This window comes from Acinetobacter sp. S-1, assembly GCF_059579785.1.
The window spans coordinates 386,845-406,079 of the sequence record NZ_CM184207.1 but is presented as its reverse complement, the minus strand read 5'-3'; the positions used below and the strand labels follow the sequence as shown (position 1 = coordinate 406,079).

Below are 19,235 nucleotides of genomic sequence, written 5' to 3'. Positions count from 1 at the left end.
CTAAAACCCAAGGCTTAATTGTGGCGAGAGTTGCTGCACATATTTCGAAGATCCCTGCGTTAAAATCTGCTGCCGAATAAAACTTGAGGATAATTCTTTTTGGAATTTAGGACTGTCTTCACAGCGAATAAAGAATTTTGCACGTTGGTAAGCCACGCCTAGTTTTTTAAGTAAATCGATATGAATTTTTCCAAAACGGCGAGCCTGCACAATTTTCTTAGCCGATTTCACACCAATGCCCGGTACACGCAAAATTATTTGATAATCGGCACGATTTAAATCTACTGGAAACTGTTCAGGATGCCTTAAAGCCCAGCTTAATTTCGGGTCTACATCAAGATCTAAGTTTGGGTGTTTTTCATTGACGATTTCATTAACCTCAAAACCATAAAAACGCATCAACCAATCGCTTTGATAGAGTCGATTTTCACGCAGTAATGGCGGTGCAGAACCAACGGCGGGCAAGTAATTATTTTCGGTATTAATTGGGATATAACCAGAAAAATAGACGCGTTTGAGTTTAAATTCTTTGTAGTGCTTATCTGCCATAAACAAGACGTCTTGATCTGACTCTTGATGAGCACCTACCACCATTTGCGTAGTCTGCCCCGCTGGTACATATTTCGGCACATGCTTAATGATTTGGCGTTCATCTTTAAGCTGAATGAGCCTGTCACGGACCAAACCTAAATCTTTTTGCACTTCCTGATGTGATTTTTCGGGTGCAAAAGTTTTTAGCCCAACCTCGGTCGGCATCTCTAAATTAATACTCATCCGGTCAGCATATAAACCTGCTTCATGAATCAGTTCAGGCGATGCTCCCGGAATCGTTTTTAGATGAATATAACCATTAAAGTTTTCTTCAAGGCGCAACTTCTTTACGACTTGAAGCATACGCTCCATCGTATGATCTGCCGATTTAAAAATGCCAGAGCTTAAAAATAAGCCTTCGATATAATTACGACGGTAAAAATTAATGGTTAAGTCTACAACCTCTTGCACCGTAAATGCTGCACGCTGGACATCATTAGAACGGCGTGAAACACAGTAGGCGCAGTCAAAAATACATACATTACTAAATAGAATTTTTAAGAGAGATACACAGCGGCCATCTTCGGTATAGCTATGGCAAATTCCTGAATGGCTGGCATCTCCTAAACCTTTATCTTTATTTTTACGGTCACTGCCACTTGATGAACAAGACACATCATATTTAGCAGCATCAGCAAGAATCTGTAGTTTTTCCCGAATGCGATCAGACATATCAAACGACTCATTTATGGCATCGTTCAAAAAATATCATTTTGCATTCTTAAATTTAATCCAGTGAAGTATGCTAAGCGTCATGAGGTGACGTTTAAAATAATTCGTCTTAATTAATGTATTCTTCAAGCTGTTTTACACGCGCTGCATACTCTTGCATTGGGCAATACGAATACATCGGTGAGCCAATGTATGAGCCTGCATTACTACATTCCTGATCTACATAAGCTTTCCAAAGTCGCTGAGATTTTAAAATATCTTGATAACGCTCTGGCTGTTTATATTCTTCGCTTTGTGTGCGAATTTGATCAATGAGAGCAACAATTTTTTCTTCATAAGTCTTTTTAGCTTGTTCAGAACAGCTATGCACGACCATGTTGTTAATACTCTCAAGCTGCATTTCTTTAATGGTCTGTTCTACACATTGGTTGTATTCATCTTGCTCATCAGTTTCCGTCTGCGCGTAAAGCCATGGACTACAAAAAAGGCTGGATAAAACAATGAGTTTGCAGCAAAATTTCAGCATAATTTATTCTCGATTCTATAATTTTTAATATGCTTCAATATAACAAAAAAATGATTATTCGCGCACTTGCGCTAGCTCCCATCCCTTTGTTGAGTATATCTGCCTTAGGAATAATCATCTTCAATACGGAATTTAATCTTTATTCGGTTGCAGTTATTTTTCTAGCCCATTTCTTATTTTATTTACTTTTTTATGGCCTTCTGGTTATTCCTTTCGCATATATCACTTCATATTTTCTCGCGCGTAAAAATCGTTTAAATCTGATAAGTATTTTTATCTGCGCAACTGTCATCTGGATTTTGATTAGCCCTATTACGCGCTTAATTTTTGTCGGTTCATTCCCTTCTCCTTGGTGGCATATTTATAAGATTTATAGTTTTTATCTTATGATTTTATTTACCAGCTTTTGTTACTGGTTAGGCTTGGAATGGCTGAGGCGAAAACAAATCGGCTAAACACATATTCCTGTGATTAAGCCTTTGCCACTCCCCCACAAAATCCTTATACTTAGTGGCAATTTTTCTCATAAATTCGTGGATGCTACATGAGTCGCGCCATCTCGCACATTGATACATTTCAGGGCTTAATTCTTGCTCTACAAAACTATTGGGCCGAACAAGGCTGCGTCGTACTACAACCTTACGACATGGAAATGGGCGCTGGAACATTCCACACCGCAACATTCTTACGTGCTTTAGGGCCTGAAACTTGGAATGCTGCATACGTTCAACCTTCACGTCGTCCAAAAGATGGTCGCTATGGTGAAAACCCAAACCGTTTGCAACACTACTACCAATTCCAAGTGGTGCTTAAGCCAAATCCAGACAACATTCAACAGCTTTATCTTGATTCTTTAAAAGCAATCGGGATTGATACGCTTACTCACGACATTCGTTTCGTAGAAGACAACTGGGAATCTCCAACCCTAGGTGCTTGGGGCTTAGGCTGGGAAGTTTGGCTTAACGGTATGGAAGTAACTCAGTTCACTTACTTCCAACAAGTCGGTGGTGTTGAATGTTACCCAGTAACAGGCGAAATCACTTACGGTTTAGAACGTCTTGCAATGTACCTTCAAGGTGTTGACTCGGTTTATGACCTTGTTTGGACCAAAGGCCAATTCGGCACGGTAACTTACGGCGACGTATTCCATCAAAATGAAGTTGAACAATCGACTTATAACTTTGAATACGCTCCAGTTGAAAAACTATTTGAACTGTTTGATTTTTACGAATCAGAAGCAAACCGTTTAATTGAAGCAAAACTTTCCCTTCCTGCTTATGAGCAAGTCGTTAAAGCGTCTCATACCTTTAACTTGCTTGATGCACGTGGCGCAATTTCTGTGACTGAGCGTCAACGTTATATTTTACGTGTACGTACTTTGGCTCGTGCAATTGCACAAAGTTATGTACAAGCACGTGCAGAGCTTGGCTTCCCAATGGCAGAACCACACTTACGTGATGAAGTATTGGCACAGTTAAAAGCACAAGCTGAAAGTGAAGCAGCAAAGGCGGAGAAAAACTAATGAGCAAACATACTGTTTTATTCGAACTTGGCTGTGAAGAGCTTCCACCAAAAAGCTTGAAAACTTTACGTGATGCTTTACAGGCAGAAACGGTAAAAGGCTTAAAAGATGCGGGCTTAAACTTCGCATCAATCGAAGCTTATGCAGCGCCACGTCGCTTAGCCCTTAAAATTGTTGATATCGATGCTGCACAAGCTGATACACAAAAACGCTTTGATGGCCCTGCTGTTCAAGCGGCTTACGATGCGGAAGGCAAACCAACTAAAGCACTTGAAGGCTTTATGCGTGGCCAAGGCATTACAGTTGATCAGCTTTCTACTTTCCAAGCAGGTAAAGTTGAAAAAGTTTGCTATTTAAAAGATGTGAAAGGTCAAAGCCTTGACGCTTTACTTCCACAAATTTTACAAACTGCATTAGACAACTTACCAATTGCTAAGCGTATGCGCTCTGCTGCAAGCCGTACCGAGTTTGTACGTCCAGTGAAATGGGTTCTTTTACTCAAAGACGATCAAATTGTTGACGCAACTATTCAAGATCATAAAGCTGGTAACGTGACTTATGGTCACCGTTTCCATGCACCTGAAGCTGTGACGTTAGCGCATGCAAATGATTATTTAGCTGCTTTAGAAAAAGCTTACGTTGTTGCAAACTTTGAAAAACGTCAAGCAACCATTCAAGAACAAGTGAAAAAGTTAGCTGATGAAGTGAACGCAACTGCGATTGTTCCAGCTGATTTACTTGACGAAGTAACAAGTCTCGTTGAATGGCCAGTGGCGTTACGTGCAACTTTTGAAGAACGCTACTTAGCTGTTCCGCAAGAAGCTCTTATTACGACGATGCAAGACAACCAGAAATATTTCTGCTTGATCAATAGCGAAGGTAAATTACAGCCTTACTTTATTACTGTTTCAAACATTGAGTCTAAAGACCCGACTCAAATTATTGAAGGTAACGAAAAAGTTGTTCGCCCTCGTTTGTCTGATGCTGAGTTCTTCTTCTTACAAGATCAAAAGCAACCGCTTGCATCTCGTAAAGAAAAATTAGCAAACATGGTATTCCAAGCACAGCTTGGTACGCTTTGGGACAAATCAACACGTATTGCAAAACTTGCAGTTGCATTGTCTTCAATCACTGGTGCAAACCCAGCCGATACTGAAAAAGCTGCATTACTTGCTAAATGCGACTTAACCTCTGAGCTTGTTGGTGAGTTCCCAGAACTTCAAGGTATTGCAGGTACTTACTACGCGCGTATTGAAGGCGAAAACACTGAAGTTTCAGAAGCTTTAGGTGAGCAATATTTACCAAAATTTGCGGGTGATGTTTTACCTAAAACTAAAACAGGTACAACCATTGCACTTGCTGACCGTCTAGATACGTTAGTTGGTATTTTCGGTATTGGACAAGCACCAACAGGTTCTAAGGACCCGTTTGCTCTTCGTCGTTCAGCAATTGGTATCTTACGTTTAATCATTGAAAACGAATTAGATGTAACGATTGAAGAATTAGTGAATCTTGCGCTGCAAGGTTATGGCGATATCGTTAAAGACCACGACAAAACTCGTGCTGACGCGGTTGCATTCTTGGAAGGTCGTTATCGTGCTAAGTATGAAGACCAAGGCGTTGCTGTTGACGTACTTCAAGCCGTTCAAGCACTTGCACCAAAATCTCCACTTGATTTTGACAAGCGCGTAAATGCTGTTAACCACTTCCGCACATTACCTGAAGCTGCTGCACTTGCTGCTGCAAACAAACGTGTTGCTAACATTCTTGCAAAAGAAGCAACACCTGAAGGTTCTGTAGTTGAAGCAAACTTGGTTGAAGACGCTGAAAAAGCATTATTTGCTGAACTTCAAGCAGTGACACCTGTGGTTGAACCATTACTTGCAGCAAAAGACTATACTGCTGCCCTTTCTAAGCTTGCAGCACTTCGTGCACCGATTGATGCATTCTTTGATGGCGTAATGGTCATGGCAGATAATGCTGACCTGAAAGCAAACCGTTTACGTTTATTGGCTCAGTTACGTAACTTGTTTACTGCTGTGGCTGATGTGAGTGTGTTGCAGGGTTAAAATTATATAAAAATTAATTTTTGTATAATTAAGCTTTAATAAAAACCATGTTTTCACTCTAGTTGGAAACATGGTTTTTTATTGAAGAATTTCATTCAATATAATTATAAGTGATTATTTTACATTCAATTAATAAATAAGAATTATTTACTTCCTTCACTTTTTATCCACAATTCAATAAACTAAAACAAATAATTACCAAACTTAACAAAGTCCCATTGCAATGAAAAACTTAAATTTATTACTCATATCAACATTACTATTCACTGGATGTGCAACGACCAAATCGATTCAATATCCAGCAGCGGGTAAACAAACCTCTCTTTCTGTTTCTTCAGAACAACTTTCTTCAATGACTGAATCAGGTGCAGGTGATTACTTTGTAAAGGAAAGCCAAATATTAGTTGGCGATGCAAGTAGTGCTTCAGCCAGTCCAGTTTCTGGAATGTTTGGCCTTATCGGAGTAGGTGTTGCAATGGCAATTGATAAAAATGCAAATAGTTCAGCCATTGAAAAAAGCTCTCTCAATCAACCTATTAAATTTGACCAGTTAATAAATCAAAAAATTAACGATTCTCTCGCCAAAAATAAAGCAGATCCTACTCTAAAACTTCTAAGTTTAAATCAGGCATCTGAAATTAAAATTGTGCCTTATTCACGCCTTTCTTTCCGTGAAAAGCCAATTGTAAAAGTAAATTTTGGTTTAAAGACCCAATTTAAAAATGCGGCAGACAATAATGCAGATACAAAACGCTTATATCACTATGTAAGCAAAGAACGTATTTCTTTAGCTGAATGGGAAGCTCAAAATAATTTATTATTTATGAAAAAAGCAGATCAAGCATTTAGCGCTCTTAGCCAAGTATTCACTTTAGATTTGCAACATCAATTAAACTTAAAAGCATTTGATGAGAACAAGCAAAAAAACTGTAAAACTAATGCAGATACATCCTTAGTTTCTTTTATCCAAACTCCTGACAATTTATGTGTTGGTGTAGTTAAAACGAGTAAAGGAGATGTATTCGAAAATAGTATTTATATTGTTGAGCAATAATAAATATTAACCAAAAGACTAGAGAACTACTTAAATTTAAGTAGTTCTCTAATGTAATCAAACAAAGTCTTTAATTTCTTCTAAACTTTTCGACGGCTCAAACCACATAAAATCATAATCAGCCACATCATGAATATAAAACGGATCATTTTTCATAATTTCTTCAGCTTCTTGAATCGAAGAGCTTAGAACTAAAATTACCCCACCTACTCTATTTTCTCGGCGCCCCGACGCTAAAAACTTCTTTTGCTCATAGTAATGATTTAAAAATGCAATATGTTCTTTCAATACAGCATCAGCTTCGGCTAATGGTTTTTTATAGGTCAAGGTAACAACAATCATCTTATTCTCTTAAAGCAAGTAGCGTATGACATAGCATTAGTCTATAGATAGTTTAATGATCTATAGATTATTCGATAGTACGCCTATTCCCCCAATTCATCCACACCAAACTCCCCACAATAATTACTCCACCAAGCAGCACCATTATTGACGGTTTTTCATTTAAGAAAACAACTGCCAGACCCATTGCGACAATGGGCGAACAATATAAAAAATTCGATGCAATCGTTAACGGCATATTTTTAAGTACATAACCCCAAAGCACATAAGCCATCGCACTTGGGAAAATACCCAATAAGACAACCGACATATTGGCTTGCCAAGTAGCATGTAAAACTTCATTGGGTAAATTGGCACTATAAAATAGTAAAGGAATGGTTCCGAACCAGATGATGTAACACATCATGCTCAAAGCATCATAATTTAAAGCAAATTTCTTATATAAATTAAAGTAGAGACCCCATGCAATTGCAGCTAGAACAATCAATAAACTATAAGGACTCGGTACACCAAAACCATGGTCACCACTGACCACTAACACGGCGCCGCCCAGTCCCAACAAAATACATAACCATTGTTTGAAACTGATTTGTTCCTTAAAAAGCAAAGCTGAAATAATAAATGTAAAAAACGGAATAGATTGACTTAAAATGCTGGAGGCAACCGCAGTCACATATTGCTGCCCTGTATTTATCAGCAAATGATGCAGAGTTACAGAGAAAAAACCTAATACAGCAAGTGCAGGAGCATCTTTCCACTTTAAAGGCTGAATGCCTTTTTTCATGACCAAAAGCAGCAAAAAAAACGAAGCAATCAAAAAGCGGAGCAAGGCAATGTGCTGCGGTGTATATGAATGCAAAGCACTATGTACTCCAATAGGTGAATAGCCCCAACAAAAGACGGTCACAGCAATACATAAATAGAGCTTAAATGCGGGAGGCTGGGTTTCGGCAGCAAGAGAAATTGCCATGTTAAATCTGCACTAATGAAATGGAACTCTTTCATCATATGCACATAGATAGTTGAATAAAATTAACTTATATTGAGTTAACTATTCATTAAAAGTGAATGATAAAATATGGATATCGCTCAGTTAAAAATGTTCCAAACCGTGGTTGAGTGCGGAACAATGGCTAAGGCATCAATGCAACTGCATTGCGTACCATCCAACATTACAACGCGTATTAAACAACTCGAAGAAGAACTAGGCACACCGCTGTTTTATCGAGAAGGAAAAAGTTTAAACCTCACCCCATCAGGAGAAATCTTTCTCGATTATTGCCATAAAATTTTAGCGCTATGCGATGAAGCGAAACGAAGTATTCATCCTGATGCACCACCCTCTGGCCCATTAAAAATTGGGGCGATTGAATCTTCCGCCACGACTCGCCTACCCAACTTACTGGCGAAATATCATCAACGCTATCCTGAGGTTTCCATTCAAATTATTACAGGCACATGGAAACAGCTATTAGTTGATATTTCTCAGCACAAACTTGATGGTGCAATTGTCGCGGGCAATATTGAGTTTCCGATGCTCAATAAGCTCGGTATTTACCAAGAAGATATGGTCTTAATTGCATCTCACTCTTTGGGAGAGATTCATTGCCAAGAAGACCTGATTGGTAAAGAAATTTTTATGTGGACTGAAGGCTGTCCTTACCGTGCAGCCCTTGAAGAATGGCTTAAACTGAAGAATATCTCTCTTCCCATCACCAGCATTACCAGCTATGCCACGATTATTGGCTGTGTCAGTGCAGGCTCAGGGGTGGCTCTGGTGCCCAAGAGCATTTATGAGCAATATAAAAATTTGGCCCATATCCAAAGTTATAAATTTGAATATCTTGCTTTTATGCAAAATCACTTTTTCTGGCATAAAAATGTGAGCAACCATAAAGCCAGAGACATGTTTATAGAATTGATTAAGACTGAATTTAGTTTATGAATCATTGCAATGATTCGTTTAGCGCTATTAAATGATGATTTATCGTAATCAAATCGTATGGGTTTTATCTCATTGCAGTACAAGCTTTATTTTTAACAGTAAGATCACCACTTCATGTTTTGATTCTGGTTGGGGAGATTGATCCATATGAAAACCTTACAAGTGTTATGCGTTGCAAGTTCTATATTGGCTTCATCAACCTTATTTGCAGAAACAACACAGCCACAGCAAGTTGTTGAAACGACACCTAAAACACAACCTTATGGTGACAATCCTAGCTTAGGGCGCGTACTGTTGTATAAAACAGGCAAAGGTATACAAAATTTAGGAAACTCTATTCAAGGTGCTTCTGAAAAAACATCGAATAAAATTAGTGAGAAATGGCAAAATACCAAAGAATTCACTGCTGAAAAAGCAGAAGTGGTTCAACAAAAAGCAGATACCGCCAAAGTATTTACCGAACAGAAAATAGAGCAAGCCAAACAAAATATTACCAGTAGCCGAAATGGTGAAAATATTCCGATCGAGCAAGGTGAATTAAGTAAATCGAGCACAACAGCTAACTAATTTTTTGGATAGCGCGATAACTTCGCGCTCTTATAAACACAGATATTCATCTAGAAATAATGTCATTAACTATAAGAAAGTTGGGAATCTGCCTTATGAATAGTCAAAAACTCCTCTTTACAACACTATGCTGCTTAGCATTAACTGCATGTGCGACCTCTACACCTCCTTCTTCATCTTATTCTCAGGCACAAGTTTTAGAACAAGATACAAATATCGAGGCTTATCCCTCTACCACAGGTAATGTAGCCAAACTCATTAAACAAGATAAACAGGCTTGTATGATTGAATTTACTGGCTATTTAGGGGGCGGACATGTAACTGAGCACTGGACTTTTAATAATAATGGTCTGATTTCAGCGACCTCATCGACTATGCAGTATCCTGATGAATCAGGCATATTAAATCAGGCAACCAACTCTACAACCAAAAGCTCAACGACATTTAATATTCAAGATCCAGAAATTCAGAATAATTTCAAGAAGCTCCAAAACAACTTTAATCCAGCAAATCTAGCAAAGTGTAATTAATACTTTTACATAAAAAGCCCGTTGCAGAAGTTGCCCTTTGCAACGGGTTATAGCCATTTATAAATTTCTTGGACCTAATTTAAAAAATTATAAATAAGCTATTTAATTAATAGTCAAACCATTTGTTGCAGCCAGTAAATCAATACGAGGGAAAACCAATCCCGTTCTTGGATCAGTAATTGGTTTACCGGTCGTTTTTAAACGACTAATCGTTTGATCAATACTTTCTGTCGGACTCACACGATTTGCTCGTAATAAAGCAATTGCACCTGCCACATGTGGTGTCGCTTGAGATGTACCCCCCATGGTGTAACCACCCGCCGTGATCATTGCTCCCGGTGCCAATAAGGTCACAAGACTACCACCATTACTAAAGCACGCCACTTTGTCTGCCGCTGTGGTTGGGTCGGAACATTTCACTGGATTCCCCCATGACACACCACCAATATTACTATCATAAACAGCACCTACTCTTACTGCACCAGCTACACAAGCAGGAGATGAGATACCATCTGAAAATGCATCATTACCTGAAGCGACTACAGGCACCACACCAGCAGCTCGTGCATTGGCAAATGCCGTTCCATAACTGCTATCACTACACTCAGAGGTATATTTAACACCCGGTACGCCAAGGCTCAAGTTAACTGCTTTAATATTATAGGTTTGTGCATTATTTACAGCCCAGTTAATCCCTGCGAGGATATCACTATCATAAGCTGTGCTTACCCATTTACCTTGGGATCTCACTTTTCTAAAGACATCAATGCCTATAATTTTGGTCTTGGTAGCAACCTTAGATACGATCCCTGAAACATTACTACCATGCCCATCATCATCTAAAGCGCCATCATCTGGTGCACTATCAAATGAATAAACCACTCGACATGTGTTTGATGGTGTATTTACTGCCGTACAGCCAAAATCAGAGTGAAGATAATTCACACCTGTATCAATCACCGCCACACTAGAGCCTTCGCCCGTAAAACCATTGGTATTGGCTTGTGGTTGATTAATTAAAGGTAAACTTTCATTGGTCGTAGTCTGGTTAATACGGTTCGGATAAACCGCTTTAACATTTGGATCATTTAATAAAGTCACCAAAGCTTCGCGATTACTAATTCGATAGAAAGCTAAAGGCAAATTATTGTAGTCCCGAAGTACTTGTACACCACCAGCACGGTTAAACCTTGCCTGTATATTCTTTTTATTTGTTGCAATATAACTCCGCCGTTCTAAACCGGAAGGCACACTCACCGAAGGAATATTGTATTCGACGATTAAATCATTCGAATCATTATTAACCAAGGCATCCAAATCGATTTTGCCCTGAAATACTTTTTGTTTTGCTGCTTGATTTAACCGCTGTTTAGCACCTTTAGAGTCCAAAGGAAGAGCGGATGCAGTTGTACTTAATATTGTACATAGACCTAATAGAAATAACGTTTTACTTTGCATTATTTTTCTCCGTAGTTTTTCAACTAACAATTTGCTTATTTCGCTTTTATTTCATTTGCTGGATCTTTTTCTGGATCAATCGGTTGAATAGAAAGATCACTTTTTGTGTCATAAAAAGGGACGGTATCAGCTGATACCGATTGAGGATGAGTTGAATGTTGAGATAGATTTTTAGGTTGAGTAGGCTCCTTAAGTTTAGAAAGAAAGGACGCGGTGTCTGGTTGTGGCGAATTCGACTCATGTAAAGCAGAATTGAACACATCAGATGCACCACTTGTTGGCTTAAGATAGAGAACAACGGCGACCAAGCCGACCAATACAAGAAGGGAAGCAATAATTTTCATCTGTCATATCTCTGTTTTTTTGTTTATAGATATCTATTTTTATTTTTGATTATTCGAAATAAAGTGCCATTTCTTTCAATATATTTCATGTGAAATTTCTATTTCATGAAATATACAAACCTGAGAAAAGCCAAAGTACCTTTTCCCGAATAAGCAAAAATACAGTTCTGCCCTGTACATTTATATTTCTGGCAGAAGATGGTTCAAAAAAGTGCTAAAAAAGCACTCCATTCTCATAATAAGCAATAATTATGCCGTTTCCTCTAATAAATAATTAGATTCACATCACATTTAAAGATATACAGAACAAGTCAGGAAAAAACGAAAGAGAAAAAATTAAAGGATATTTTTTAAAAAAGGAAAGACAAGCGAGCTTAATTAGAATATCTAACAAATAAATGTTCTTTTTCACTTTATTATTAATTTTTATTAATCTTCACAATTTATCCCTAGTCTGTTTACTCAACGTAACACTGTTGTAACATTTTGATGAAGTTAGTTCCCAAGCCCATATTTCCTTGGCTATGATTCGTTTGCGTTTATGAAATACCTCACTAAAAGGGTATATTCTTTGAAGGATATCGCAATGAAAATGATGAAAACAGCTATCGTTACTGCAAGTGTTCTTGCTTCTGCCTCTATTTTTGCACAAAGTGCGGGCGTTAATGCAGGTGCTTCTGCTCAAGTAAATGTACAACCGGGTGGTCTTGTTAGTGGCGTAGCCAATACAGTCAAAAATACTGCACATACTGTGGGTAGCACAGCAAAGCATGCTGGTCATGTAGCGGCTGACACTACAGTTAAAGCTACAAAAAAAACAACGGGCAAAGTGACTGAACTTTCTTCTAAAGCTGCAAATGGTACAAAACATTTTGCTGCCGAAGCTGCGACAGGTACTAAAAATGTAGCAACTAAAGCTGCAACTGGTACTAAAAATGTAGCGACTAAAGCTGCAAACGGTACTAAAAATCTAGCAGTTGAAGCGAAAGCTGATACAAAAGCAAGTGTTGATGCTGTAAAAGCTAAAGTTGCAGAAAAACAAGCAGACCAAAAAGAATTTACTGCTGAAAAACAAGCTAATGCTCAAGCACATGTAGATACTGTAAAAACTCGTGTAGCTCAAAACCAAGCCGAGCAAAAAGAGTTTGTAGCTGACACAAAAGCAGATGCTCAAGCGAAGTTAAATGCAGCTCAACCAGCTCATGGAGTTAACGCTCAAACAGGTGTAAACGTTGGTGTTAATGTTGCTGGTATTAATGCAAATGCAAACGTAAATGCAGGCGCTCAAGCGACTACACAAAAAGCTGAAAAGAAATCTTGGGTTAAAGGTCTTTTTGGTACTAACTAATCAGTTATAAATAAAAAAGGGCAATTAATTGCCCTTTTTTATTTACCAAAAATCAAGCATTCAGCTCGTTTCAGTTAAAACTAAGCCTGCACGCAAACCAAGCTTCACATTTGGGTTTGGAAATAAAATCCAGACTTGATCTTGCTCAACGACATAATTACCAGAAGGTTGAATTGCAATGATTTCACCTTTGGTAAAAGTTGAAAAATTCGGAGCTTCAGCAGATAAATTCATCTGAAAGTCTTCATCTTTTTTAATTAAAGAATCAGACACCTTAAAGACTCGAATTTTTGTTTTATTGCGTAGCGGTAAGGCTTGCTCAGAAACTACATTACGAATAACTTCATCAATTGCAGCAAATTGGCTCAAGTCATTTTGCCCAAATGGTAAGGCTTTGCCTAACTCTAAAGTTGCGCTCGCCGCTTTAAAATTCTCACTCGTAAAATATGTAAACGTTTTACCTACTGCATTGTGATAAACCAAAGCATCTAAATCGGCTGCTTCAAGACTTGCTGTTAAATCAGCAACATAGCCATGCGTTTGATAGGGAAATAAAGCAAACGTTGGTAACAATGAAGCACGAATTGCTGTATGTAAATCATAGTGATAGCGTTTAGCGTCACTTGCACTTTCTTGAAAGAAAGTCGTGACAACTTGCTCTAAAACTTCAGCACGCTTTGATTCTTCAGTCACGGGTAGAGTTTTATACCCGCCACAAAACATTCGATTTACATCATCATACACATAACGTTTGCCTTGACGCATTGCATAGGGGTTAGCCAATACAAGCAGCAACCTCACAGCAAGGTTTAAACGCCCTGCAAATAAATCCGTGCAAAGATGAGATAACAATTCAATTGGTGCTGTTTCATTACCATGCACTCCAGCTGACAGTACGACAGCTTTGTCGTACTGTGCGTTTGGGGTGCATTCAAGAAGTCCTTCACCCAACCAACGCCAAGAAAAATTATTTTGTTTTCCTTCGCGAGTTGTAGGCTGCTCACCTTGTAAGGTTAGTGCTAGAAAATCTTGCATGTCACCTCCTCATTATTTTTGGAAAGGATAAACCGAACCCAAACCTAAAATTTTAGTCAGTTCGTCAAGTGCCATACGGCTTTCCATTAACAAATGTGGATCAGCCAAATCTTCTTGTGCTAAACGATCACGATAGTGTTTATCTACCCATTGATTGAGTGTGCCAAACAATTGATCATTCATTAGAACTTTTGGATTTACGGCATTCAACTCAGTTTCGTTCAAAGCTACGCGTAAACGTAGACAAGCTGGACCACCACCGTTACGCATACTTTCACGTAAGTCATATACCTGAATAGCATCAATTGGTGTGCCCATTTGAATCATGTCATTTAAGTAGCCCCACACTGCTGCATTTTGACGAGACTCTTCTGGTACAACAATGGTCATTCCACCATCTGGACGAGTCAAAATTTGACTATTAAATAAATAGGTTGCTACGGCATCGTCTACAGTAACGCGATTTTCAGGCACTTCAATCGAAATAAAATCTTCACCGATGCTTGCCATTTTTTGACGAATTTCTGCAAAAGCTTGATCTTGATTTAAAAAGGCATGTTGATGATGGAATAAAACCTGTTGGTTACTTACCGCGATCACATCGTTATGGAAAACGCCCTGATCAATTACATCCGGATTTTGCTGAACAAAAACGGTATGTGCATCATCTAAACGGTGCAAACGTGCAATTGCTTCACTTGCCTCGCGCGTTTGTCGAGCCGGATAGCGTTTTGGTCCCGGCAAGCCATTATTTAAATGTTGTTGACCATAAACAAACACCTGAACACCGCGCTTAGCATAATCACCCCCTAAGCGGTTATGATTGGCTGCACCTTCGTCACCAAACAAAGCCACTTGTGGCAATGCTTCGTGGTGTACAAAGTGGCGTTCATTTTTAAAGATCGCTTGTAAAACTTGGCTTGTAGTTTCAGCTTCAATTGAACGGTGAAACTTATTGTTCAGGTTCGCTGCTGTGAAATGCACACGCTCATCTTGGCTATCTGCCGAAGGTGAAACAGTAGCCGCATTGGCAGTCCACATTGGAGAAGCTGAACTTAAAGATGACAATAGTTCAGGTGAATGACGCATTGCTTGAGCAATAACGCTAATGTCATCACCTGTAAAGCCTAAACGGCGTAACATTGGAACATGTGGACGCTCATGCGGAGCAAGTACACCTTGTTTCATTCCCATGTCAGCCAAGGCTTTCATCTTTAGCAAACCTTGTTTCGCTGCTAATTTTGGATTCGAGATATTATTACGGTTTTTTGTCGATGCTTCATTACCAAACGACAAACCCGCGTAGTGATGTGTTGGTCCCACTAAACCATCGAAATTTACTTCATATCCTTTCATTTTTTCTTTCCCTAGTGTTTAAGGCAACACAATCCCTGGAGATAATTTTTCTGGCAAGGTTAAGCTGTCACTTTCAAGTGATGCCATTGGCCAAGCACAATAGTCAGCAGCGTAAAAAGCACTCGCGCGGTGATTACCTGATGCCCCTACACCACCAAATGGTGCAGCACTTGAAGCCCCAGTTAATGGCTTGTTCCAATTCACAATACCGGCACGTGCTTCAATGAGTAAGTCATCAAACAGTTCGCGTTTTGGTGAAACCAAACCAACTGACAAGCCAAAACGAGTTGCGTTAGCAATTTTTAATGCTTCATCAAAGTTGTCATAACGTTGAATAGTCGTAAGCGGACCAAAATATTCTTCATCCGGAATATCTTTCACACCTGTTACATCAACAATACCCGGAGTAAGTAGCGAGCTGTCTTCTTGAGGACGTGTCATGGCTAATAAACTTTTTGCACCCAACTCAAGTAATTTTTGCTGAGCATGCATCATATTTGTTGCAGCAACTGACGAGATTACCCCACCCATAAATGGTTGTTGTTCGTCGTTCCAACGACCAACTTTTAGGTTTTTAGCAACCTCAACAAAACGTTGAATAAATGCATCACCTTCAGCACCATTTTTTACCAAGATACGACGTGCACATGTACAACGCTGACCTGCCGAAACAAAAGCAGATTGAATGGCAAGATTAACTACTGCATCGACATCAACAATTTCATCAATAATCAATGCATTATTGCCGCCCATTTCAAGCGCAAGAATTTTTTCAGGTGCACCTGCCATTTGCTTATGTAAGTGATAGCCAGTGTTTGCACTTCCAGTAAACAATAAACCATCAATTTCATGTGAAGCAGCTAATGCTTCACCCGTGGTACGTCCACCTTGCACCAAATTCATCACACCATTTGGCAGGCCAGCTTGCTGCCAAAGTTTTACAGTTTCTTCAGCAGTCCATGGCGTTAATTCACTTGGTTTAAATACAACTGTGTTGCCAGCAAGTAATGCAGGAACAATATGCCCATTTGGTAGATGGCCCGGGAAGTTATATGGGCCGAAAACCGCAAGTACACCATGCGGACGATGACGTAAAGATGCTACACCATCGGCCATTTCAGTTGAGCTTTCGCCTGTACGCTGGTGGTAAGCACGAATCGAAATCGCAACCTTGCCAATCATTGATTGAACTTCAGTTAATGTTTCCCAAAATGGCTTACTGGTTTCTTGGCTAATGACTTCTGCTAAATGCTTTTTATTTTCTTCAAGCAAAGCGGCAAATTTTTCAACAATCGCTACACGTTCTGCAAGTGGTAAACGCGCCCAAGCTGGAAACGCAGTACGCGCTGCCTGACAAGCTTGCTCTACATCAGTAGCAGTAGCCTCGGCACCTGACCATACAGTTTGGTTATCAACTGGATTTGTTTTTTCAAATGTTGCACCGCTGCCTTGTAACCAGACACCGTTTATAAATAAAGAGTTTGACATCAGGATACTTCCATTGGATTTAGTGATAACACACGAACAACGTGACCTTCTTGTACACCGAGTTTTTCAGCTTGTTCATGTGTTAAATTTATTGTGTTATCAACAAGATCAAGCTTTAACAACATTGCCTTATAGTCATGATAATTATCATTGGCAATGAGATATTGGGTCTTACCGACCGCAGCCTCACTTGTAATTTTGACGTTTAGTAACTGACTTTCTTTTACTGCTCGCAATTCATCAATATTGGCTTCAATGGTTGGACCAGCATCAAAAATATCGACATATCCTTGATAGCGTAAGCCTTCCGACTCAAGCACATGATAAGCAGGTAAAGTTTGTGGATGCATTTTTCCAATTACCTCTTGCGCATCTTTTGGCAAGAGATCTACATAGACTGGGAAACGTGGCATAAGCTCTGCAATAAATACTTTTTGCCCAATTCCACTCAAATAGTCTGCTGTTGAAAAATCCATATTAAAGAAATGGTGACCAATCGCATCCCAAAATGGAGAACATCCATTTTCGTCTGAGAAACCACGCATTTCAGCAATTAACTTTTTCTCGAAATATTGCTTAAAGGCAGCGATAAACATAAAACGGATCTTCGATAAGAATTTACCGTTTTGGTTTTCACGACGCTCTGGATCTAAAAATAATGTACAGAGTTCGCTACTACCTGTTCTGTCATTACTTAAAAATAAAGTAGGTAATGACTTATAGACATTTAATGCTTTTGAAGCGTGTACTTGAGTACCAACATGAAAGTTGTACCAAGGTTCAATGAGCCCTACAGCAACTTCAATTGCACTTAACCCAATAACACGTTGAGCTTCTGTATCTTCAAGAACAAACAGATAGCCTTGTTCACTTTTATGGACATTGCCATTTAAGGTATTGCGAGTACGTGAAATTCGAGCCGAAAGTGTATCCATATTTTGTGGCAAGGAAGTCAGGCCTACACCTGACTTACCTGCTAATTTATAAATATCTTCAAGGTCTCGAAACTCGGCATGACGGACGATCATCATGGCTAGCTTTCCTTTTTTTTATTTAGCCAACTTTGCCAATGCGCGTTTTAAACGAGCAATTCCTTCATCAATATCTTGTTCAGGAATAATCAGAGATGGTGTAAAACGAACCACGTTAGGTCCTGCGATTAAAGCAAGTAAACCTTCTTCGCCTGCCCATGTGGTAATGTCTTTCGCTTTCCCTGCATATTCAGCTTTTAATACACAACCAATGAGTAAGCCTTGACCACGAATTTCTTCAAAAATCTGATGTTCAGCGTTTAATGCATTTAGTGCATCGACGAAATATTGATGACGATGCTTCACACCTTCGAGTACTTCAGGCGTATTAATAAACTCAAATACTGCACCTGCAACTGCACTTGCTAACGGGTTACCACCATAAGTCGTACCATGTGTACCGACAGAAAAATGCGGAGCAAACTTATCTGTTGTTAACATTGCACCCACTGGGAAACCACCACCTAGTGCTTTTGCAGTCGTTAACACATCTGGAATAACACCAGAGTTCATGTAAGCATATAGTGCACCTGTACGGCCAACACCGGTTTGTACTTCATCAAAAATAAGTAAGGCACCAAACTCATCACACAGTGCACGTAAACCCTTTAAAAATTCGATGTCAGCAGGAATAACGCCGCCTTCACCTTGGATCGGCTCAACAATAACGGCACATGTTTGTTCATTAATGACTGCTTTGGCAGCTTCTAAATCATTAAAGGCAACATGGTTAATACCGTTTGGAAGTGGTGCAAAGTCTTGTGAATATTTAGGTTGACCACCTGCTGAAACGGTAAATAAGGTACGGCCGTGGAACGCATTGTTAAATGCCACAATGCCACTTTTGCCAGCAACGCCGCTATCTAAACCAACTTTACGCGCCAGTTTTAATGCCGCTTCGTTCGCTTCTGCACCTGAGTTACAGAAGAAAACCTTGTCTGCAAATGTATTTTCGGTGAGTTGTTTTGCAAGGCGCAGAACGGGTTCATTTGTATAACCGTTGCCTACATGCCAAAGTTTTGTTGCTTGTTCTGTTAAAGCATTCACTGCCACTGGATGCGCATGACCTAATGCGTTTACTGCAATCCCGCCTGCAAAATCGATATATTCTTTATTTTCTTGATCCCAAATACGTGAACCTTCGCCACGTACCGGAATGAAATTTGCCGGTGCAAAAACTGGAACCATCCAGTCGTTAAAGTTGCTTCGAGTTACAGAAATTGGCTGTTCCATGCTTACCTCAGTATTTATTTAATATATTCGATAACACTTAAATTTGAATAATTCAGAAAAAAGGGAATGAGCAAATAAACCCTATAACATCCTTTATATTTGCTCAAACCACTTTTTCTAAAGT

At 39.2% G+C, this 19,235-nt stretch carries 19 protein-coding genes; 8 read left to right on the top strand and 11 right to left on the bottom strand.

What is annotated here, in order from left to right; genetic code table 11:
* Both AC52J8_RS01940 and AC52J8_RS01935 read right to left on the bottom strand, forming a co-directional pair.
* Entirely contained in the window at positions 1 to 1,263 is a 1,263-nt protein-coding gene (locus AC52J8_RS01940; protein ID WP_086399333.1) for a putative DNA modification/repair radical SAM protein, read from the bottom strand.
* A gap of 109 nt (positions 1,264 to 1,372) precedes the next feature.
* A complete protein-coding gene (locus tag AC52J8_RS01935; protein ID WP_019767444.1) occupies positions 1,373 to 1,789 on the bottom strand; it encodes a lysozyme inhibitor LprI family protein in 417 nt (138 codons plus the stop codon).
* Between the two features lie 29 nt (positions 1,790 to 1,818).
* Between AC52J8_RS01935 and AC52J8_RS01930 the strand changes: the two genes are divergently transcribed.
* The 4 genes from AC52J8_RS01930 to AC52J8_RS01915 all read left to right on the top strand — a co-directional run bounded on the left by AC52J8_RS01930 (position 1,819) and on the right by AC52J8_RS01915 (position 6,434).
* Complete coding sequence (locus AC52J8_RS01930; RefSeq protein ID WP_080777121.1) at positions 1,819 to 2,244, top strand: hypothetical protein; 426 nt, start codon at positions 1,819 to 1,821, stop codon at positions 2,242 to 2,244.
* An 89-nt stretch (positions 2,245 to 2,333) separates the two neighbouring features.
* Entirely contained in the window at positions 2,334 to 3,311 is a 978-nt protein-coding gene (gene glyQ, locus AC52J8_RS01925) for a glycine--tRNA ligase subunit alpha (RefSeq protein ID WP_002044989.1), read from the top strand.
* Complete coding sequence (gene glyS / locus AC52J8_RS01920) at positions 3,311 to 5,380, top strand: glycine--tRNA ligase subunit beta (RefSeq protein ID WP_086399334.1); 2,070 nt, start codon at positions 3,311 to 3,313, stop codon at positions 5,378 to 5,380. Before glyQ ends, glyS begins: the two co-directional genes overlap by 1 nt.
* Before the next feature lie 223 nt (positions 5,381 to 5,603).
* Positions 5,604 to 6,434, top strand: a complete 831-nt coding sequence (locus AC52J8_RS01915; protein WP_032036677.1) for a hypothetical protein — start codon at positions 5,604 to 5,606, stop codon at positions 6,432 to 6,434.
* Positions 6,435 to 6,491: 57 nt separating this feature from the next.
* Here AC52J8_RS01915 and AC52J8_RS01910 read toward each other — a convergent pair whose 3' ends face one another.
* Together AC52J8_RS01910 and AC52J8_RS01905 are read right to left on the bottom strand one after the other, a co-directional pair.
* Positions 6,492 to 6,776 carry a YciI family protein gene (locus AC52J8_RS01910; protein WP_086399335.1) on the bottom strand — a complete coding sequence of 95 codons (285 nt, stop codon included), beginning with the start codon at positions 6,774 to 6,776 and terminating at the stop codon, positions 6,492 to 6,494.
* Positions 6,777 to 6,843: 67 nt separating this feature from the next.
* A complete protein-coding gene (locus AC52J8_RS01905) occupies positions 6,844 to 7,746 on the bottom strand; it encodes a DMT family transporter (protein WP_086399336.1) in 903 nt (300 codons plus the stop codon).
* 108 nt (positions 7,747 to 7,854) lie between these two features.
* On the opposite strand from AC52J8_RS01905, the gene AC52J8_RS01900 reads away from it, so the two are divergent.
* From AC52J8_RS01900 to AC52J8_RS01890, 3 genes are all read left to right on the top strand, one after another.
* Positions 7,855 to 8,721: a LysR family transcriptional regulator gene (locus AC52J8_RS01900; RefSeq protein ID WP_086399337.1), complete on the top strand. Its 867-nt coding sequence runs from the start codon at positions 7,855 to 7,857 to the stop codon at positions 8,719 to 8,721.
* A gap of 147 nt (positions 8,722 to 8,868) precedes the next feature.
* Entirely contained in the window at positions 8,869 to 9,288 is a 420-nt protein-coding gene (locus tag AC52J8_RS01895) for a hypothetical protein (RefSeq protein ID WP_017481690.1), read from the top strand.
* Positions 9,289 to 9,383: 95 nt separating this feature from the next.
* A complete protein-coding gene (locus AC52J8_RS01890) occupies positions 9,384 to 9,818 on the top strand; it encodes a hypothetical protein (protein WP_068530122.1) in 435 nt (144 codons plus the stop codon).
* A gap of 102 nt (positions 9,819 to 9,920) precedes the next feature.
* On the opposite strand, the gene AC52J8_RS01885 is transcribed toward AC52J8_RS01890, so the two are convergent.
* Both AC52J8_RS01885 and AC52J8_RS01880 read right to left on the bottom strand, forming a co-directional pair.
* Entirely contained in the window at positions 9,921 to 11,276 is a 1,356-nt protein-coding gene (locus AC52J8_RS01885) for a S8 family peptidase (RefSeq protein ID WP_057068771.1), read from the bottom strand.
* A gap of 35 nt (positions 11,277 to 11,311) precedes the next feature.
* Complete coding sequence (locus AC52J8_RS01880; RefSeq protein ID WP_046811856.1) at positions 11,312 to 11,620, bottom strand: hypothetical protein; 309 nt, start codon at positions 11,618 to 11,620, stop codon at positions 11,312 to 11,314.
* Between the two features lie 586 nt (positions 11,621 to 12,206).
* Between AC52J8_RS01880 and AC52J8_RS01875 the strand changes: the two genes are divergently transcribed.
* Positions 12,207 to 12,968, top strand: a complete 762-nt coding sequence (locus AC52J8_RS01875) for a hypothetical protein (protein ID WP_086399338.1) — start codon at positions 12,207 to 12,209, stop codon at positions 12,966 to 12,968.
* Between the two features lie 60 nt (positions 12,969 to 13,028).
* On the opposite strand, the gene astE is transcribed toward AC52J8_RS01875, so the two are convergent.
* Genes astE through AC52J8_RS01850 form a run of 5 tightly spaced genes read right to left on the bottom strand, consistent with a single transcriptional unit; the run spans position 13,029 to position 19,111 of the window.
* Positions 13,029 to 14,003, bottom strand: a complete 975-nt coding sequence (astE, locus tag AC52J8_RS01870; protein WP_496538858.1) for a succinylglutamate desuccinylase — start codon at positions 14,001 to 14,003, stop codon at positions 13,029 to 13,031.
* A gap of 12 nt (positions 14,004 to 14,015) precedes the next feature.
* Positions 14,016 to 15,359: an N-succinylarginine dihydrolase gene (gene astB, locus AC52J8_RS01865; protein ID WP_086611355.1), complete on the bottom strand. Its 1,344-nt coding sequence runs from the start codon at positions 15,357 to 15,359 to the stop codon at positions 14,016 to 14,018.
* 18 nt (positions 15,360 to 15,377) lie between these two features.
* Entirely contained in the window at positions 15,378 to 16,847 is a 1,470-nt protein-coding gene (astD, locus tag AC52J8_RS01860; RefSeq protein WP_086399341.1) for a succinylglutamate-semialdehyde dehydrogenase, read from the bottom strand.
* The gene (gene astA, locus AC52J8_RS01855; protein ID WP_002116871.1) at positions 16,847 to 17,878 is read right to left on the bottom strand and encodes an arginine N-succinyltransferase; all 1,032 of its coding nucleotides are present in this window, start codon (positions 17,876 to 17,878) and stop codon (positions 16,847 to 16,849) included. The genes astD and astA overlap by 1 nt, the downstream gene beginning before the upstream one ends.
* Positions 17,879 to 17,896: 18 nt before the next feature.
* Positions 17,897 to 19,111, bottom strand: a complete 1,215-nt coding sequence (locus tag AC52J8_RS01850) for an aspartate aminotransferase family protein (protein WP_086611354.1) — start codon at positions 19,109 to 19,111, stop codon at positions 17,897 to 17,899.
* Positions 19,112 to 19,235: the final 124 nt, after the last annotated feature.

Bases quoted from the DNA above. Each gene is read 5' to 3' on its own strand.
- AC52J8_RS01940 (WP_086399333.1), bottom strand. From the start codon at position 1,263: ATGTCTGATCGCATTCGGGAAAAACTACAGATTCTTGCTGATGCTGCT.
- AC52J8_RS01935 (WP_019767444.1), bottom strand. From the start codon at position 1,789: ATGCTGAAATTTTGCTGCAAACTCATTGTTTTATCCAGCCTTTTTTGT.
- AC52J8_RS01930 (WP_080777121.1), top strand. From the start codon at position 1,819: ATGCTTCAATATAACAAAAAAATGATTATTCGCGCACTTGCGCTAGCT.
- glyQ (WP_002044989.1), top strand. From the start codon at position 2,334: ATGAGTCGCGCCATCTCGCACATTGATACATTTCAGGGCTTAATTCTT.
- glyS (WP_086399334.1), top strand. From the start codon at position 3,311: ATGAGCAAACATACTGTTTTATTCGAACTTGGCTGTGAAGAGCTTCCA.
- AC52J8_RS01915 (WP_032036677.1), top strand. From the start codon at position 5,604: ATGAAAAACTTAAATTTATTACTCATATCAACATTACTATTCACTGGA.
- AC52J8_RS01910 (WP_086399335.1), bottom strand. From the start codon at position 6,776: ATGATTGTTGTTACCTTGACCTATAAAAAACCATTAGCCGAAGCTGAT.
- AC52J8_RS01905 (WP_086399336.1), bottom strand. From the start codon at position 7,746: ATGGCAATTTCTCTTGCTGCCGAAACCCAGCCTCCCGCATTTAAGCTC.
- AC52J8_RS01900 (WP_086399337.1), top strand. From the start codon at position 7,855: ATGGATATCGCTCAGTTAAAAATGTTCCAAACCGTGGTTGAGTGCGGA.
- AC52J8_RS01895 (WP_017481690.1), top strand. From the start codon at position 8,869: ATGAAAACCTTACAAGTGTTATGCGTTGCAAGTTCTATATTGGCTTCA.
- AC52J8_RS01890 (WP_068530122.1), top strand. From the start codon at position 9,384: ATGAATAGTCAAAAACTCCTCTTTACAACACTATGCTGCTTAGCATTA.
- AC52J8_RS01885 (WP_057068771.1), bottom strand. From the start codon at position 11,276: ATGCAAAGTAAAACGTTATTTCTATTAGGTCTATGTACAATATTAAGT.
- AC52J8_RS01880 (WP_046811856.1), bottom strand. From the start codon at position 11,620: ATGAAAATTATTGCTTCCCTTCTTGTATTGGTCGGCTTGGTCGCCGTT.
- AC52J8_RS01875 (WP_086399338.1), top strand. From the start codon at position 12,207: ATGAAAATGATGAAAACAGCTATCGTTACTGCAAGTGTTCTTGCTTCT.
- astE (WP_496538858.1), bottom strand. From the start codon at position 14,003: ATGCAAGATTTTCTAGCACTAACCTTACAAGGTGAGCAGCCTACAACT.
- astB (WP_086611355.1), bottom strand. From the start codon at position 15,359: ATGAAAGGATATGAAGTAAATTTCGATGGTTTAGTGGGACCAACACAT.
- astD (WP_086399341.1), bottom strand. From the start codon at position 16,847: ATGTCAAACTCTTTATTTATAAACGGTGTCTGGTTACAAGGCAGCGGT.
- astA (WP_002116871.1), bottom strand. From the start codon at position 17,878: ATGATGATCGTCCGTCATGCCGAGTTTCGAGACCTTGAAGATATTTAT.
- AC52J8_RS01850 (WP_086611354.1), bottom strand. From the start codon at position 19,111: ATGGAACAGCCAATTTCTGTAACTCGAAGCAACTTTAACGACTGGATG.